Annotated in this window: 16 protein-coding genes; 2 read left to right on the top strand and 14 right to left on the bottom strand. The window is 65.2% G+C overall.

The features are described from left to right. Together ACTS1X_RS02245 and ACTS1X_RS02240 are read right to left on the bottom strand one after the other, a co-directional pair. On the bottom strand, positions 1 to 541 hold a 541-nt coding region (locus ACTS1X_RS02245), incomplete at its 3' end, for a 2,3,4,5-tetrahydropyridine-2,6-dicarboxylate N-succinyltransferase (protein WP_442612762.1). After that, a complete protein-coding gene (locus tag ACTS1X_RS02240) occupies positions 538 to 1,206 on the bottom strand; it encodes a pyrimidine 5'-nucleotidase (RefSeq protein ID WP_442612761.1) in 669 nt (222 codons plus the stop codon). The genes ACTS1X_RS02240 and ACTS1X_RS02245, both read right to left, overlap by 4 nt. Positions 1,207 to 1,324: 118 nt before the next feature. Here ACTS1X_RS02240 and ACTS1X_RS02235 point away from each other — a divergent pair, with 118 nt between their 5' ends. Further along, complete coding sequence (locus ACTS1X_RS02235) at positions 1,325 to 3,643, top strand: S8 family peptidase (protein ID WP_442612760.1); 2,319 nt, start codon at positions 1,325 to 1,327, stop codon at positions 3,641 to 3,643. Between the two features lie 9 nt (positions 3,644 to 3,652). Here ACTS1X_RS02235 and ACTS1X_RS02230 read toward each other — a convergent pair whose 3' ends face one another. The 11 genes from ACTS1X_RS02230 to ACTS1X_RS02180 all read right to left on the bottom strand — a co-directional run bounded on the left by ACTS1X_RS02230 (position 3,653) and on the right by ACTS1X_RS02180 (position 13,814). Continuing rightward, a complete protein-coding gene (locus tag ACTS1X_RS02230; RefSeq protein ID WP_442612759.1) occupies positions 3,653 to 4,651 on the bottom strand; it encodes a DUF4424 domain-containing protein in 999 nt (332 codons plus the stop codon). A 44-nt stretch (positions 4,652 to 4,695) separates the two neighbouring features. After that, positions 4,696 to 5,049: a HesB/IscA family protein gene (locus tag ACTS1X_RS02225; RefSeq protein ID WP_442612758.1), complete on the bottom strand. Its 354-nt coding sequence runs from the start codon at positions 5,047 to 5,049 to the stop codon at positions 4,696 to 4,698. After that, positions 5,049 to 5,570 carry an SUF system Fe-S cluster assembly protein gene (locus tag ACTS1X_RS02220; RefSeq protein ID WP_442612757.1) on the bottom strand — a complete coding sequence of 174 codons (522 nt, stop codon included), beginning with the start codon at positions 5,568 to 5,570 and terminating at the stop codon, positions 5,049 to 5,051. Before ACTS1X_RS02220 ends, ACTS1X_RS02225 begins: the two co-directional genes overlap by 1 nt. Positions 5,571 to 5,579: 9 nt before the next feature. Beyond that, entirely contained in the window at positions 5,580 to 6,794 is a 1,215-nt protein-coding gene (locus ACTS1X_RS02215; RefSeq protein WP_442612756.1) for a cysteine desulfurase, read from the bottom strand. Then, positions 6,791 to 7,552: a SufD family Fe-S cluster assembly protein gene (locus ACTS1X_RS02210; protein WP_442612755.1), complete on the bottom strand. Its 762-nt coding sequence runs from the start codon at positions 7,550 to 7,552 to the stop codon at positions 6,791 to 6,793. Before ACTS1X_RS02210 ends, ACTS1X_RS02215 begins: the two co-directional genes overlap by 4 nt. After that, complete coding sequence (sufC, locus tag ACTS1X_RS02205; RefSeq protein ID WP_442612754.1) at positions 7,549 to 8,298, bottom strand: Fe-S cluster assembly ATPase SufC; 750 nt, start codon at positions 8,296 to 8,298, stop codon at positions 7,549 to 7,551. The genes ACTS1X_RS02210 and sufC overlap by 4 nt, the downstream gene beginning before the upstream one ends. Next, positions 8,291 to 8,920, bottom strand: a complete 630-nt coding sequence (locus ACTS1X_RS02200) for a hypothetical protein (protein WP_442612753.1) — start codon at positions 8,918 to 8,920, stop codon at positions 8,291 to 8,293. Before ACTS1X_RS02200 ends, sufC begins: the two co-directional genes overlap by 8 nt. Continuing rightward, on the bottom strand, positions 8,917 to 10,398 hold the full coding sequence (sufB, locus tag ACTS1X_RS02195; RefSeq protein WP_442612752.1) for a Fe-S cluster assembly protein SufB: 1,482 nt from the start codon (positions 10,396 to 10,398) through the stop codon (positions 8,917 to 8,919). The genes ACTS1X_RS02200 and sufB overlap by 4 nt, the downstream gene beginning before the upstream one ends. Beyond that, a complete protein-coding gene (locus tag ACTS1X_RS02190; RefSeq protein ID WP_442612751.1) occupies positions 10,395 to 10,832 on the bottom strand; it encodes an SUF system Fe-S cluster assembly regulator in 438 nt (145 codons plus the stop codon). The genes sufB and ACTS1X_RS02190 overlap by 4 nt, the downstream gene beginning before the upstream one ends. 90 nt (positions 10,833 to 10,922) lie before the next feature. Then, on the bottom strand, positions 10,923 to 11,783 hold the full coding sequence (locus ACTS1X_RS02185; RefSeq protein WP_442612750.1) for a helix-turn-helix domain-containing protein: 861 nt from the start codon (positions 11,781 to 11,783) through the stop codon (positions 10,923 to 10,925). A gap of 201 nt (positions 11,784 to 11,984) precedes the next feature. Then, a complete protein-coding gene (locus tag ACTS1X_RS02180) occupies positions 11,985 to 13,814 on the bottom strand; it encodes a DUF885 domain-containing protein (protein ID WP_442612749.1) in 1,830 nt (609 codons plus the stop codon). Between the two features lie 90 nt (positions 13,815 to 13,904). Between ACTS1X_RS02180 and ACTS1X_RS02175 the strand changes: the two genes are divergently transcribed. Then, positions 13,905 to 14,939, top strand: a complete 1,035-nt coding sequence (locus ACTS1X_RS02175) for a quinone-dependent dihydroorotate dehydrogenase (protein ID WP_442612748.1) — start codon at positions 13,905 to 13,907, stop codon at positions 14,937 to 14,939. A gap of 18 nt (positions 14,940 to 14,957) precedes the next feature. Here ACTS1X_RS02175 and ACTS1X_RS02170 read toward each other — a convergent pair. After that, positions 14,958 to 15,619, bottom strand: a 662-nt coding sequence (locus ACTS1X_RS02170) for a gamma-glutamyltransferase (protein ID WP_442612747.1), incomplete at its 5' end; no start/stop codon positions are given.

Below are 15,619 nucleotides of genomic sequence, written 5' to 3'. Positions count from 1 at the left end.
TGATCGTCGGGTTCGCCTGGAGCGGCTCGAGCACGCCGCCGATCCCGGCGCCGGCGGAGATGTGGCAATGCTCGCCGATCTGCGCGCAGCTGCCGATCGACGCCCAGGTGTCGACCATCGTCCCGTCGCCGACATGCGCGCCGATATTCACGAAACTCGGCATCAGCACGACATCCCGGCCGATATGCGCCCCGCGCCGGACGATCGAACCGGGCACGGCGCGGAAGCCGGCCGTGCGAAACGCATCGGCGTCCCAATCGGCGAACTTCGACGGCACCTTGTCCCACCAGTGGCCGCCGCCATGCGATCCTTCGATCAATTCCATGTCGTTGAGGCGGAAGGACAGCAGTACCGCCTTTTTCAGCCATTGATGGACGACCCAGCCTTCGCCGCCGGCCCTGGTCGCAACCCGCGCCTCGCCATTGTCGAGCATCGCCAGCGCGGCGTCGACGGCATCGCGCAATTCGCCCTGGGTGGTCGTGCCGACGCTTTCGCGCCGGTCCCATCCTTCTTCGATGATCTTTTCGAGCTTCTTGCTCATGCCGCCTCCACTATTCCCGCAAGCCAGGGCGTCACCGCCTCGATCTCAAAATCGATAAAGCCGGAATCGGCTTCGTGCGAACCGCGTTCCGATCCGTTGTTGACCCAGACCGTCACCATGCCCATCGCTTTCGCGGGCTTCAGGTTGCGCGCCATATCTTCGACAAACAGTGCACGATCAGGCTTAATTTCGAATGTGCGGCACATCGCCTCATAGCTGATGCGCTCTGGCTTGGGCACATAATCGCAGGCATGGATATCGTGGATCGCCTCGAAGCTGGCGCCGAGCCCGAGCCGATCGAGCACCCGGCGCGCATAGGGCGCATCACCATTGGTGAAGACGAACTTCCGGCCGGGCAGCGCGCCGATCGCCTCGACCAGCGCACGATCCTCGTCGATCACTTCCAGATCGATATCGTGGACATAGTCCAGGAAATCGCCGGGCTCGACGCCATGCGCCTGCATCAGCCCGGAAAGCGTCGTGCCGTGCGAATGGAAAAACTGTTTCTGGATGCGGCGCGCCTCGATCCGGTCGACGTCGAGCAGGCGCGCGATATAGTCACCCATCTTCACGTCGATCTGGTCGAACAACCGCACGCTCGCCGGATAGAGCGTATTGTCGAGATCGAAGATCCAGTGGTCGATGTGCGAGAGCGCGGGCGGCATGATCGATGTCCTAATCGGGCCGGACGGTTACCGCAAAGTGAATTTGGGGTTAAACGTTCGGCAACCGGCGCACGTGCATTGGATGGCGTGCGTGGGGCGCTTGTTAGGTGATTCGTACATGAACCGCAAAGCGCGCCTGTTACTTGCCAGCAGCCTCCCCTTGTTTCTCACACTGGCCGCATGTGGCGGCGGCGGAGGTGGCGGCGGCGTCAGTTCCACGCCGACGCCCCAGGCTGCGCCGCCCCCTCCTCCGCCACCTCCGGCTCCTCCTCCGCCCCCTCCGGCGCCGTCGATCAACACCAACACGACGGAATTCCGGAATTCGGCAGGCATCGGCCACGCCAACGCCACAGCCGCCTATGACGAAGGCGCAACCGGCGAGGGCGTTACCGTCGCCCTGCTGGACAGCGGCATCGATACGGACAGCGCGGAATTCGCCGGGCGGATCAGTTCCGCCTCGCAGGATGTCGCGGGCAATCGGGGCATCGACGACGAAGGCGGGCACGGCACGTCGGTTGCCGCGATCATCGCAGCCAACCGCAACAATTCGAACGTCGTCGGCATGGCGTTCGACGCGACGCTGCTGGTTCTCAGAACCGACGAACCGGGCAGCTGCGCCAATCCGGATCCGGACGAGGGTTGCATGCACAATACCGGTGACCTCGCCGACGCGATCGACATAGCGATCCAGAACAATGCCCGGGCGATCAACATATCGCTGGGCGGAGGCGGCACCACGCAGCGTTTCCGCAACGCAATCGCGCGCGCCGCCAATGCGGGGATCGTGATCGTGATCTCGGCCGGCAACGAAGGCGAGGAGCCGGAAGGCGGCAATCCCGATCTGCTCGCCCAGGTCGCGCGAACGCCCGAAGCCAACGGCCATGTGATCATCGCCGGATCGGTCGACGGGACCGACACGATCAGCGCTTTCTCCAACCGCGCGGGCAACAGCCGGGATTTCTATCTTGCAGCGCTCGGCGATCGCGTCCGCAGCTTCGACGAGACGGGCGCCAATTTCCTGTACAGCGGCACATCCTATTCCGCCCCGCAGATCTCGGCGGCGGTCGCCTTGCTCGCATCGGCCTTTCCCAATCTCAGCGGATCGGACATCATCGAGCTCCTGTTCCGAAGCGCGCGCGACGGCGGAGCGGCCGGCGACGATGCGGTTTACGGCCAGGGTATTCTCGATCTCACCGAAGCGTTCCGGCCGCAGGGTTCTACGAGCCTGGCCGGCAGCGCCGAGCCGGTGAGCATGGCGAGCAATGTGACGCTGTCCGCGCCGATGGGCGACGCGCGGCAGAGCGGTGCCGGCGCGATCATCCTCGACGACTTCGACCGGGCCTTCGCGATCGATCTCGCGGAAACCGTCCGCCGGGCGGCACCGCGCAGCCAGCTCGCCGACAGCCTTGCCGTCAATCGCGGCGGGAACTTCACGACGGCCGCGGGCAGCAATGCGATCCTGGCCTTCACGATCGACGCGCGCGCCAGCCAGACGCGGCTGGCGCGGCTGGCGCTGCGCGGCGAGGACGCCGAACGCGCCCGGGTCGCTGCCGGCATGGTGGCGGCGCAACTCGACCGCTACACGCGCGTCGCCTTTGCCTTTTCGCAAGACGGCGACAGCGTCGGCGCCCGGCTGAACGGACGCGTCCGGCCGGCGTTTCTCGTCGCCCGCGATGCGGTCGGCGATACCGGTTTTGCGAGCCGGGCGGATACCAGCTTCGCCCTGCACCGGCGCTGGAGCGGGATGGGCGTGACGGTCGTCGCCGAACGCGGCCAGGCGCTTTCGGCGCACGATCCCGATCATTTTCTGGCCCGCGAAACATGGCTCGAATCGCGCTACACGATGATAGGCATCGCGGCCGACCGGCAATGGGGCGATCTGCGGGTCGATGGCGGCCTCAGCGTCATGGCCGAGGACGCGACCTTCCTGGGCGCGCGGTTCAGCGAGGCGCTGGGTGGCGGGCAGGGCGGAACGTCGCTGTTTGCCGATCTCGCGCTGCGTTGGGCCGGGCCGGACGGCTGGTCGATCGGCGGCGATATGCGGCATGGCTGGAGCTTCGCCAACGGCGCGAATGCAACCCTGCGCGGCGGCGCCTTGCGGACCATCGCCGCGTCGGCCGATGTCTCGAAAACGGGCGTGATGACGGATGACGACCGGCTCTCGCTGCGCATCGCCCAGCCGCTCCGCGTCTATCGCGGCGGGCTGCGGCTCAACCTGCCGACCAGCTACGACTATGACACGCTGGCGCCGACATATGAGACCCGCTTCTTCAACCTCGCACCCGAAGGGCGGCAGATCGACATGGAGGCCGCCTATTCCCGGCCTGTCGGACAGGGCTGGCTGACCGGGCACCTCTTCTATCGCCGCGATCCCGGGCATTTCGCGACGATCGGAGACGATATGGGCGGCGCGATCCGCTTTACGCTGGGTTTCTAGGCGCCGGACTCATTCGCCAGCATAGGGGACCACGATCAGCACCGAAAGATCCCGTTCCGGCCGCCAGTTCCGATGGCGCATCTCGAACTGGGTCGGGGAGATCTTGCGCACGCCTTCGCCGCAGAAGCTGACGATGTTTTCCGGCGCGCCCTTGTCGACAACGAGCCGGAAATCACCGATCGGCGCCCGCCAGTTGCCGCCCGTGGTCAGGATATAGGCGAGGCGGCGTTCGGTGAGCGCGAGATAGCGCCCGCTGCTGCGCATTCGGTCCAGCCCGGCCAGAAAGTTCGCGTCGACGCAATAGTCGGCGATCGTCTGCCGGCCATAGTCGGACTCCCGGAATTCGGGCAAAGCCAGCGACACGTCGACCGATCCGCCGACGCCGGGGCGATAGCGATGCTCGACTACGAGATCCCGGCCGGCCGGGAAATGCTGCTCCCAATACCAGTTCTCCTCGACCCGCCACATCGGAGCCAAGTGCCGTTCCACACCCCGGCCCGCATCATATTCGTCGATTTCCACGAGTCCGAGTTCGGCGAGCCGCGCCTGATCGGCGAGATCGAGCGCGTCGAGCGCCGCGACGAGCGACAGATAATCCTCCCCGGGCGAGAGCGGAACGCCGAGCGAGGTGAGCAACGCGCTGTGATCGGCATCGCCGAGCCGCGCGCGCCGCTCGACCTGCATCTCGACCGGAGCGCCGTCCACGCGCGTCTCGAAGCCCGAAGGAAAGGCGACATCGCCGTAGCGCTCCTCCGACAGATCATGCACCGGCATCGGAAACGCGACGAGCGTCCGGATATCCTCGGCATCCCGGTTTCTGAAAACGTATCGGACGCGGACCTCGTCCATCGAAACATAGAGGTCTTCGGACAGCATATCGATGCTGTCACTGCGCGTCAGGACCAGGCCGCCCGTCGCCGTCTCCGCGGTGCTGTCATTGGCACCGGCCGGATGCGCCGAAAGGAGGAGCGCGAAAAGGAAAAGCGAAGCGAGGACGGCCTGTTTCATGGGACGATGATATCCCGGCCTGCGGCAATCGCCTAGGCCATATTCTAGACGGTGAAGCTCTCGCCGCAGCCGCAGCTGCCGGTGGCATTGGGATTGTCGAAGACGAAACCCGCGGTGAAATCGTCTTCCTTCCAGTCCATGATCGAGCCGATCAGATAGAGCACGGACGCGGCATCGACATAGAAATCGCCGCCCGGGGTGACGATCTTCTCGTCCATCGGATCGGCCTCGGTCACATAATCGACCGAATAGGCGAGACCCGAGCAACCGCGCTGCGGCGTCGAGAGTTTGACGCCGATCGCGCCCTCGGGCGCACCGGCCATCAGCCTGGCGATCCGCGCCTCGGCGGATTCGGTGAGGGTGAGCGCAGCGGGCATTTCGCGGACATTCGTGGCCATTACAGCATTCCCAGTTCGAGTTTGGCTTCGTCGGTCATTTTCGACGGATCCCAGGGCGGATCCCAGACCAGATTGACCTCGGCATGGCCGACGCCGGGCACCGAGCCGACGCGCAGCTCGATCTCGCCCGGCATCGATTCGGCGACCGGGCAGTGCGGCGTCGTCAGCGTCATCGTGACGATCGCTTCGGCATTGTCGCTCACCTCTACGCCGTAGATCAGGCCGAGGTCGTAGATGTTCACCGGGATCTCGGGATCGTAGATTTCCTTGAGCGCGGCGATCACGTCGGCGCGCAGATCGCCGCTGCCGGAATCGGCTTCCGCGTCGGCGCCCGGTTGCCGGGACAGGAAACCCTCGAGATAGTCCCGCTTCCGCTCCAGCTTGGATGCGTCGCTTTCTCCCTCCACCGGGGAGGGCGCGGCGACATAGGCTTTCTCTTCGGGCGCATCGTCGACGCGCGCCTTGGCGGGTTTGTCCACCCGGTCCACCTCCTCGACCATGATCTTGCGTTCTTCGTTCATGCCGAATCCCTATCCGAAAATCCGCGTAACGCGCTCGATGCCTTTGACGAGCGCGGCGACATCGTCGCTATTGTTGTAAACACCGAAGCTCGCCCGCGCGGTCGCGTCGACGCCGAGCCAGGCCATCAGCGGCTGCGCGCAATGATGGCCGGCGCGGATCGCGACGCCCTCCTCGTCGAGGATCGTCCCGATATCGTGCGGATGCACGCCCTCGATACCGAAGCTGACGATGCCGGCGCTGTCCTCCGGCCCGAAAAGCCGGACGCTGTTGATCTGCGACAAGGCGTCGCGCGTCTCTGCAACGAGGGCCGCTTCCCGCGCATGGATCGCATCCAACCCGAGTGCCGAGACATAATCGATCGCCGCGTGGAGGCCGAGCGCGCCGACGATATGCGGCGTCCCCGCCTCGAAGCGCTGCGGCGCCGGCGCATAGGTGGTGCGTTCGAAGGTGACCTTGTCGATCATCGAGCCGCCGCCTTCCCATGGGGGCATGGCGTCGAGGATGTCGCCCCGCGCCCAGAGCGCGCCGATCCCGGTCGGCCCGTAGAGCTTGTGCGCGGAGAAGACGTAGAAATCGCAATCGAGCGCGGCGACATTGACGGCCATGCGCGGCACGGCCTGGCACCCGTCGAGCAGCAGCTTGGCGCCGACGCCATGCGCGAGTTCGGCGGCCCGGCCCGCATCGACCACCGAGCCCAGCACGTTGGAAACATGGGCGAGCGCGACCAGCTTGTGCCGTTCGGTCAGCATGCCGGCCATCGCGTCGAGATCGATCCGGCCGTCTTCGGTCAGCGGCGCGACGTCGATCTCCGCGCCGGCCCGCTCGGCGAGCAGCTGCCAGGGCACGATATTGGAATGATGCTCGAGCTGCGACAGCATGATGCGGTCGCCCGCGCCGATATTGGCGTTTCCCCAGCTGTTCGCGACGAGGTTGATCGCCTCGGTCGCACCGCGCGTGAAGACGATCTCGCTGTCGGACGCCGCGCCGATGAAATCGGCGACCCGCCTGCGTGCCGCCTCATAGGCGAGCGTCATGTCGGCCGAGCGCGCATAGACGCCGCGATGGACGGTCGCGTAGCGCTCGCCATAGCCGGCCGCGATCGCGTCGATCACGGCCTGCGGCTTCTGCGCCGTCGCCGCCGTATCGAGATAGCGCCAGTTGCCGGCAAGGCCCGGAAACTCGGCGCGGACATCGACGGGCGATGGGGCGGTCATCACGTTCATGTGATTGCCTCCAGCACCGCAAGCGCTTTCGCTTCGATCGCATCGTGCGAGGCTTCGTCTTCGAGGCTGACAAAGGCGTCGGCGATGAAGGCCTGCAGCATCAGCTTCCGCGCTTCGGCCGGCGGGATGCCGCGCGAGGCCAGATAGAAGAGCGCCTGCCTGTCGAGCTCGCCGACCGTGGCGCCATGCGCGCATTTCACATCGTCGGCGAAGATTTCGAGTTCGGGCTTGGCGTTGGCTGTCGCCGTCCGGTCGAGCAGCATGGCCTTCACGGATTGGGACGCGTCGATCTTCTGCGCATCGCGCGCGACGGACACCTTGCCGAGGAACGATCCCGTCGCGGTTTCGCCGAGCACGCTGCGCACGACCTGGTTGCTCGTGCCGCCGGGTTCGACATGGCGCACATCGGTGACGATCTCGAGAGTCTGATCGCCGCTGCCGAGGATCGCGCCGCCGAGTTCGAAATGCGCGCCTTCGGCCAGCGTCACCTCGACCGCGATCCGGCCATAATCGGCGCCGATCGCGAGGCAGTGCAGCGCGAAGCGGCCGCCCTTACCGATGCGGATCGCCAGGGTTTCCACCGCGACATTGGGATCGCCCGGTTCGAGTATCAGCTGCCGGTGCGCGGACTCGCCGGCGGCGACGTGAATGTCTTCGCGCTTACCGGCGATAGCGGGCCAGACCGGCGCGAGCGCATCCAGATCGGCATAGCGCCAGGCCTCGTCGCGGCGGGTGGGAAGGGGAAGCGTCTCGGTCATGCCGCCTCCGCGATTGCCTCATAGCCTTCGTTTTCGAGCTGGATCGCAAGCTCCGGCCCGCCGGTGCGGACGATCCGCCCGTCGGCGAGCACATGCACATAATCGGGCTTCACCACGTCGAGCAGGCGCTGATAGTGAGTGATCAGCAGCACCGCCTTGTCGGGCTTGCGCATGATCGTATTGATGCCTTCGCCCACGGTGCGCAGCGCGTCGATGTCGAGGCCGCTATCGGTTTCATCGAGGATCGCGAGCGTCGGATCGATGATCCCCATCTGCACCATCTCGTTGCGCTTCTTCTCGCCGCCCGAAAAGCCGACATTCACTGCGCGCTTGAGCATCTCGGCATTCATCTTGAGCGCACTTGCCTGTTCGCGCGCCAGCTTCAGGAAATCGGCGCCCGAAAGCTCGTCTTGCCCGCGCGCCTTGCGCTGGGCGTTGAGGGCGGTGCGCAGGAACTGGACGTTGGAGACGCCGGGAATTTCGACCGGATACTGGAAACCGAGGAACAGCCCGGCCGCCGCCCGCTCGTGCGGGTCCATATCGAGCAGGTCTTCGCCATTATAGGTGGCCGAACCCGCGGTTACTTCATAGCCGTCGCGACCGCCCAGCACATAGGCGAGCGTCGACTTGCCCGCGCCGTTGGGACCCATGATCGCGTGGATTTCGCCGGCCGCGATTTCGAGGCTCAACCCCTTGAGGATTTCGGTTCCGCCGATTTCGGCGTGGAGATTGTCTAACTTAAGCATTGTCGTCCGTTTCCTCTTCGGCGATTTCGTCATCGGAATCGGGGTCTTCGGCCGTATCGGTTTCTTCGGCCTCGCCCTCATCGGCCCCGCCCGCCGCGCGCGCTTCCCGCAGCCCGGTCACTTCATCGGTGACGATCGTGGCGAGCGCGATATCGGATTGCGCGACCAGCCGTTCGGCGCTGGCGCGGACATCGGGCTCGGGCGCGTCGGGATAGCGGGGCAGCAGGCTGAAATAGAAGGCGTTCACATAGGCCGCGCGCTGGCCCGAACAGCGCAGCAGCGCCTCGCGACCGATCGTGTCGAGCGCGAAGCCGGTTTCCTCGAGCGCAGCGCCGGCTTCCGAGGCGCAGAGCGAATAGGCGTTGAAGGCGACGGTCAGATCCGACGGTTCGACCGCCCCGTCCGCTTCAACCGCGTCGTCGTCGCCATCGGCAACAGCCGCATCTTCCGCGGCCGCATCGTCGCCCCTATCTTCATCGCCGGTGACGGCCTGATCGCCGAGCAGGGCATCGATCGCATTCAGATCGACCGCGCCATCTTCTTCGGTATCCGTCTGGGCATGAACCGTCACCGGTGCCGCCAGCATCAAACAGGCCGCCATCGACGCAACACGTATCTTCATCCGACACTCCCCTCAAGTGAAATTCCGAGCAATTTCTGCGCCTCGACCGCGAACTCCATCGGCAGCTGCTGCAGCACCTCTTTCGCGAAACCGTTGACGATCAACGCCACGGCCTGTTCCTCGTCGAGGCCGCGCTGCTGCGCGTAGAACATCTGGTCGTCCGAAATCTTGGACGTCGTCGCCTCATGTTCGATCTGGGCCGACGGATTCTTCACCTCGATATAGGGCACCGTATGCGCGCCGCACTTGTCGCCGAGCAGCAGCGAATCGCACTGGGTGAAGTTGCGCACGCCTTCCGCCTTGGGCCCGACGCGGACGAGACCGCGATAGGTGTTGTCCGACTTGCCCGCGCTGATACCCTTGGAGATGATCGTCGAGCGCGTGCCCGGCGCATTGTGGATCATCTTGGTGCCGGTGTCGGCCTGCTGATAGTTGTTGGTGAGCGCGACCGAATAGAATTCGCCGATGCTGTTTTCGCCGTTCAGCACGCAGCTCGGATACTTCCAGGTGATCGCGCTGCCCGTCTCCACCTGCGTCCAGCTGATCTTGCTGTTCCTGCCCTGGCAGAGCCCGCGCTTGGTGACGAAGTTATAGATGCCGCCCTTGCCCTCGGCATCGCCCGGATACCAGTTCTGGACGGTCGAATATTTGATCTCGGCATCGTCGAGCGCGACGAGTTCGACCACGGCGGCGTGGAGCTGGTTTTCGTCGCGCATCGGCGCTGTGCAGCCTTCGAGATAGGAGACATAGCTCCCCTTCTCGGCGATGATCAGCGTCCGTTCGAACTGGCCGGTATTTTCCGCGTTGATCCGGAAATAGGTCGAAAGCTCCATCGGGCAGCGCACGCCCTCGGGAATGTAGACGAAAGTGCCGTCCGAAAAGACCGCCGAGTTGAGCGCGGCAAAATAATTGTCATGCACGGGCACGACCTTGGCCAGCCATTTCCTGACGAACTCGGGATGTTCGCGGATCGCCTCGGAGATGGAGAGGAAGATCACGCCGGCCTTGGCGAGCTCCTCGCGGAACGTCGTCGCGACGCTCACGCTGTCGAACACCGCGTCGACCGCGACCTTGCGCGCGCCCTCGACCCCGGCGAGCACCTTCTGCTCCTCGATCGGGATGCCGAGCTTTTCATAGACCCGCAGGATTTCCGGATCGACCTCGTCGAGGCTGTTGAGCTTCGGCTTCGCCCTGGGCTCGGCATAATAATAGGCGTCCTGATAGTCGATCGGCGGAATTTTCAACTTGGCCCAGTCCGGCGTTTCCATCCCCTGCCAGCGCCGGAACGCCTTCAGCCGCCATTCGAGCATCCATTCCGGCTCCCGCTTCTTGGCGGAGATGAAACGGACCGTGTCTTCGTTCAGGCCCTTGGGGGCGAAATCCTGCTCGATGTCGGAGGAGAAGCCCCATTCGTAGGTTTCGGCCTTCTTGGCCGCCTCGAAGGCTTCTTCGTTCCGGACTTGGGTATCGTCGGTCATGCGTGGGCACTTTCGGTCAAACGGACAGGAGCGGTATCGGAGAGGCTCGCGAGGCTGACATTGTCGAGCGCGCCGCGAATGGCGTCGTTGACGGCGCCCCAGTGCGGCTTGACCTGGCAGCTGGGTTCGAGCGCGCAATCATGCCGCCCCCGCTCGACACAGGCGGTCATCGCGATCGGGCCCTCAACGGCTTCGATGATATCGGTCAGGCTGATGGCGGCCGCCGGGCGCGCGAGCTGGATGCCGCCGCCCGCACCGCGCATCGATTTCAGAAGGCCGCCACGCGACAACAGGCTGATCAGCTTCTGCGTCGTCGGCAGCGGGATTCCGGTTTCCTCGGCCAGTTGCGTCGCGCTGGCACGCGAACCGCCGCAATGCTGCGCGGCGGCGCGCATCGTGACGACGGCATAGTCGGCCATGCTGGAAAGGCGCATTGCTCATCCTCAAATCGGACTGATTCGTTCTGATTAGGGATTTGGGCCGTTGCCGGCCAAAAATCAAGGCTTTGCTTTCGGTCGGACTGGTCAGGTGTCGGAGATCAGCTTGCTGACTTTTCCGGCCAGTTTCTTGCGCCGTTCGGCCACCTCCTTGGTGAGGGCCGCCGGCTCCTTGCTCATCTTGCCGGGCGTCACGCCGGTAAATTCCTTGATCTCGCGAATGAGATGCGACTGATCGTAAAAGGCGTCTTCCACCGACTCGCCGTCTTCGCCGTCCTTGCGGACGAGGAGCGAAGCCGCGCGCAGGGCCCGGTATTTGCGCGCCAGCAGCTTGGGCGAGGCGCCATAGAAGCGTTTCGTCATCCGCTCGACCTGCCGCTTGGAAAGGCCGGACCGTTCGATCAGCTCGTTGATGTCGGGCGAAGCGCTGCCGGTCAGCCATTCGTCGACCACCCGGGTGAACCAGATCGGCGAGGATTCGGCGTCTTTCAGCAACTCCCGCGCGAAAACCTCGCCGATCGCCGCCTTTTCGGCCATGGTTTCGGCCGCGTCGATCGCCGCATGGGTTTCCATCACGCCATCGCCGAAGATCGAAACGGCGTCGATCAGACGGTTGGTGTGGTTCTCCGCGTCGGCGCCCATCAGGCTGCCCCAGCCCGCGGGCTGGAGGCCGATACCGAAAATTTCCAGAGGCCCCTGCACATGGCCGATCGTCGGACCGGTCGTCGGACCGATGACGATAACCGGCGCGGCGTCCATATAGACGCCGTCGCAAAACTCGTAACCGCCGCTGCCTTTCAGCAGAAACCTCAACTGGGCGCGATCGGCGCGTTCGGTCTGCTTGGTTTCCTCGACGTCCGCGGCAAACAGGTAGAATGTGGAGACCAGCTCCTGAAGATCGTCAGGAGGTGGCGCGAATTCCAGCGAGAATTTCGACAGATCGTTCAATATATGCGCCCCGAAGCTTATATTTTTTTGCTTCTGGAAACGACGGTTAGCGCATTCTGACGACAAAAAAAAGCGGCCCGCGACAGTTTCCTGCCGGGGCCGCTAGTCTTAAGCATCCCCATATGGGGATCCTTCGGGTCGCATGGCCCGACTACACCGAGTCGAGTCACGCGTATTGGACAGAAGCGACAAAACGTCCGTTCAATCTCCGGACCGGACGGTTTCGATCCAGGCGTCGACCTGCGCTTCGAGAATGTCGAGCGGAACCGGCCCGGGCGCCAGTATCGCATCGTGAAAACCGCGCCAGTCGAAATCGTCGCCCAGCGTGGTCATCGCGCGCTGGCGCAGCTCCATGATCTTGAGCTTGCCGATCATATAGGCGGTCGCCTGGCCCGGATAGACGATATAGCGCTCGATCGCCTTGCGGATGTCCCCTTCCGGATTGGGCGTGTTCTCCTGCAGATAGGCAATCGCCTCTTCGCGCGACCAGCGCATGTGATGGATACCGGTATCGACGACGAGGCGGGCAGCGCGCCACAGCTCCATGCCGAGGCGGCCGAAATCGGAATAGGGGTCGGTATAACCGCCCATATCCTTGCCGAGTTCTTCCGCGTAAAGCCCCCAGCCCTCGGTATAGGCGGTGAAGCCGCCGAACCGTCGGAACGGCGGTATGTCGCCGCCCTCGACCTGCAGGGCGCGCTGCAGATGGTGACCGGGCACCGCCTCGTGATAGGCCAGCGCCTCAAGTTCGGTGCGGGACATATCGCGCAGATTGTAGAGGTTCACATAATAGGTGCCGGGGCGCGATCCGTCCGGCGTCGGGGCATTGTAGAACGCCTTGCCCGCCGATTGTTCGCGGAACGCTTCGACCGGCTGGACGACGATGTCGGCCCGCGGCAGCGTACCGAAGAATTCCGGCAACCGCTCCTGCATAGCGGCGATGACGGCATTGGCCTCTGCCAGATAGTCTTCGCGCGTGGCATGGAACATGTCGTCATTGCTGCGCAGATGGACGAAGAATTCCTGCAGCGTTCCTTCGAAACCGACCTGCGTCATGATCGCCCGCATCTCGCCATGGATGCGCGCGACCTGTTCAAGCCCGATCTGATGGATCTCGTCGGCCGTGAGATCCGTCGTCGTATAATAGCGCAACCGTTCGGCGTAATAATCCGCGCCATTGGCGAAGCGCCAGATGCCATCCTGTTCGGGCGCACCGGCCTGCTGGCGTTCGAACATGGCGATCAACCGTTCATAGGCCGGACCGACCGATTCGAGCAGCGCCGCACGCCCGCGGGCGATCAGGTCCGCCTTCGCCTCGTCGCTGATCTCGAGTCCGTTCACCTTCTCCTGGAGATCGGCGTAGAGCGGCGCGTCTTCGCCCTCGGTAAAGGGCGCACCGGTAATCACGTTGCGAGCGTCCGAGATAATGTAGGGAAACACCCAATCGGGCGGCAGGACGCCATTGGCCTCGCGCGCTTCGGCTTCGATGATGAGCTGGTCCATCACCTGGCCGAGGCCCTGAAGCCGGCTGACATAGGCTTCCGCCTCTTCCATGTTCGAGACCCGGTGGATATTGATGAGAAACGCAGGCAACCCGCTCTGCGCGCCATTCATCTGGTCGAACACATAATCATTGCCGCGAAACCGGAACGCCGCGCTGCGCCGCTCGGCCATCCGCTCGAACAGCTGGTAAGAGAGCCGCGAATCGGCGCTGAGATCGGCTTCGGCGAACCGCGCGCGCATCTGGTCGCGCGCCGCGATCAGCCGCTCCTGCTCGGCCACCGCGTCGGCATCGCTGAAATCGCCCCACTCGCCATAATCCTCGTCGCGGATGCCGCGGAAGGATTTCGTGAGCGGCGCGAATTCGAGTTCGGCCTGATCATAGGCTTCGAAGAATTCGGCCAGCGCCGCATCGGCGGTCTGTGCGGCGGGCGCTTCGGCGGTCTGCGCGACGGCCGGAGCCACCGGGACGGGCGCGACGGCGAAACCGGCGAAGAGGATGGACGAGGACAACAGCAGCAGGCGTGACATAGCGAACTCCGTTTCGTGAGATGACGGCAGGCTGTGTGGCCCATCCGCGTCCTTTTGACCAGCCGTTCCCGCGCTGCCATAGCGCCGCGCATGGCGATCTATCCGCTTCTCCGCCCGCTGGTGTTTGCGCTCGACGCCGAGCGCGCGCATGCGCTGACGATCGCGGCGCTCAAGGCCGCGCCGATCGGCGCGCCGCCGCGTTCGCCGCCCGCGCTCGCGAACCGGGTGGCCGGTCTCGATTTTCCCAATCCGGTCGGGCTCGCCGCCGGCTTCGACAAGAATGCCGAAGTCCCGGAAAAGATGCTCGGCCTCGGGTTCGGCTTCGCTGAGGTCGGCACGCTCACTCCGCTGCCGCAGCCCGGCAATCCGACGCCCCGGATCTTCCGGCTGACCGCGGATCGCGCGGTAATCAACCGGCTCGGCTTCAACAATGGCGGCCAGGCCGACGCGGCCAGGCGGCTCGCCCGACGCGACCGGACGCGCGGTATCGTCGGGATCAATATCGGGGCCAACAAGGACAGCGAAGACAGGATCGCCGATTATGAAACGGGCGTCCGCGCAATGGCGCCGCTGGCCGACTATCTGACGATCAACATTTCCTCCCCCAACACGCCGGGGCTGCGCGCGCTGCAGGACGAGGGCGCGCTCGACGCGCTGCTCGAACGCGTCATGGCCGCGCGCGGCGCGGACGGGCCTCCCGTCTTCCTCAAGGTCGCGCCCGATCTCGAGCCCGCCGATATCGACGCCATCGCGCGGATCGCCGTGACGCGAACCATCGATGCGCTGGTCGTCGGCAACACGACGATCAGCCGCCCGGCGCTGCGATCCGAACTGGCGTCGGAAACCGGCGGCCTTTCCGGCCGGCCGCTCGCCGCCCTCGCCCGCCAGCGTCTTGCCGATTTTCGCGTCGCGACGGGCGGCGCGATGCCGATCATCGCCGTGGGGGGCATCGATTCCGCCGAGGAAGCCTGGGCGCGCATCCGTGCCGGGGCGTCGCTCGTCCAGCTCTACTCCGCGCTGGCCTATGAGGGCCCCGGTCTCGGTCGCCGGATCGTCCTCGGTCTCGACCGGCTGCGCGCCCGCGATGGGTTCGAGACGATCGGCGATGCGGTGGGAAGCGGTTGAGGCAGGAGCGGGGCGCGCTTAACGCGCGCCGACCAGCACGACACCTTCGCGGCGCGGATCGAAACCGCCATCGACGCGGCCATCGCGAATCAGCACGCCATGGACGCCGGAATCCTCGCCCCGTCCGGGCGTGACCTCCAATCCCCGCGCGGCGAGGCCGGCGATGACATCGGGATCGAACCGGTCGACCTCGCCGCCGACCCGCGACCCGCGGGCCACAAGGTTGGGAAGCGCCAGCGCATCCTGCATCGGCAAACCCCAGTCGATCGCCGCGACGAGCGACTTGCCGACATAGGCGAGAATCGAATTGCCGCCGGCCGATCCGATGGCGCCGGCAAAGTCGCCATCGGCGTCGAGCAGGATCAGCGGCGACATGGACGATCGCGGCCGCTTGCCGGGTGCGACCGCATTCGCCGCAGGTGCGCCGTCTTCCCCGACCGGGTCGAAGGAAAAATCGGTCAGTTGGTTGTTGAGGAAGAAGCCGTCGACCATGCGCCCGCTGCCGAAAATCGATTCGACCGTGGTCGTCATCGACACGACATTGCCCCGCGCGTCGCGGATCACGAAATGGGACGTTCCGGCGGGCTCGAGAGTGCGGTCCGTGGCAGGCGCGGGCACGCCGGCGGGCCGGCCCGCCGCCGGCGGGGACATCGCCGTTTCGCCGATGAGCGCAGCGCGGC

It is taken from the genome of Parasphingopyxis sp. (assembly GCF_052168275.1).
GTDB lineage: Bacteria > Pseudomonadota > Alphaproteobacteria > Sphingomonadales > Sphingomonadaceae > Parasphingopyxis.
This window is presented reverse-complemented; position numbering and strand designations above follow the sequence as displayed.

Excerpts from the sequence above, each read along its gene's own strand:
- ACTS1X_RS02180 (WP_442612749.1), bottom strand. The coding sequence starts at position 13,814 with ATGTCACGCCTGCTGCTGTTGTCCTCGTCCATCCTCTTCGCCGGTTTC.
- sufC (WP_442612754.1), bottom strand. The coding sequence starts at position 8,298 with ATGCTTAAGTTAGACAATCTCCACGCCGAAATCGGCGGAACCGAAATC.
- ACTS1X_RS02200 (WP_442612753.1), bottom strand. The coding sequence starts at position 8,920 with ATGAAGATACGTGTTGCGTCGATGGCGGCCTGTTTGATGCTGGCGGCA.
- ACTS1X_RS02190 (WP_442612751.1), bottom strand. The coding sequence starts at position 10,832 with ATGCGCCTTTCCAGCATGGCCGACTATGCCGTCGTCACGATGCGCGCC.
- sufB (WP_442612752.1), bottom strand. The coding sequence starts at position 10,398 with ATGACCGACGATACCCAAGTCCGGAACGAAGAAGCCTTCGAGGCGGCC.
- ACTS1X_RS02230 (WP_442612759.1), bottom strand. The coding sequence starts at position 4,651 with ATGAAACAGGCCGTCCTCGCTTCGCTTTTCCTTTTCGCGCTCCTCCTT.
- ACTS1X_RS02225 (WP_442612758.1), bottom strand. The coding sequence starts at position 5,049 with ATGGCCACGAATGTCCGCGAAATGCCCGCTGCGCTCACCCTCACCGAA.
- ACTS1X_RS02240 (WP_442612761.1), bottom strand. The coding sequence starts at position 1,206 with ATGCCGCCCGCGCTCTCGCACATCGACCACTGGATCTTCGATCTCGAC.
- ACTS1X_RS02215 (WP_442612756.1), bottom strand. The coding sequence starts at position 6,794 with ATGAACGTGATGACCGCCCCATCGCCCGTCGATGTCCGCGCCGAGTTT.
- ACTS1X_RS02175 (WP_442612748.1), top strand. The coding sequence starts at position 13,905 with ATGGCGATCTATCCGCTTCTCCGCCCGCTGGTGTTTGCGCTCGACGCC.
- ACTS1X_RS02220 (WP_442612757.1), bottom strand. The coding sequence starts at position 5,570 with ATGAACGAAGAACGCAAGATCATGGTCGAGGAGGTGGACCGGGTGGAC.
- ACTS1X_RS02235 (WP_442612760.1), top strand. The coding sequence starts at position 1,325 with ATGAACCGCAAAGCGCGCCTGTTACTTGCCAGCAGCCTCCCCTTGTTT.
- ACTS1X_RS02210 (WP_442612755.1), bottom strand. The coding sequence starts at position 7,552 with ATGACCGAGACGCTTCCCCTTCCCACCCGCCGCGACGAGGCCTGGCGC.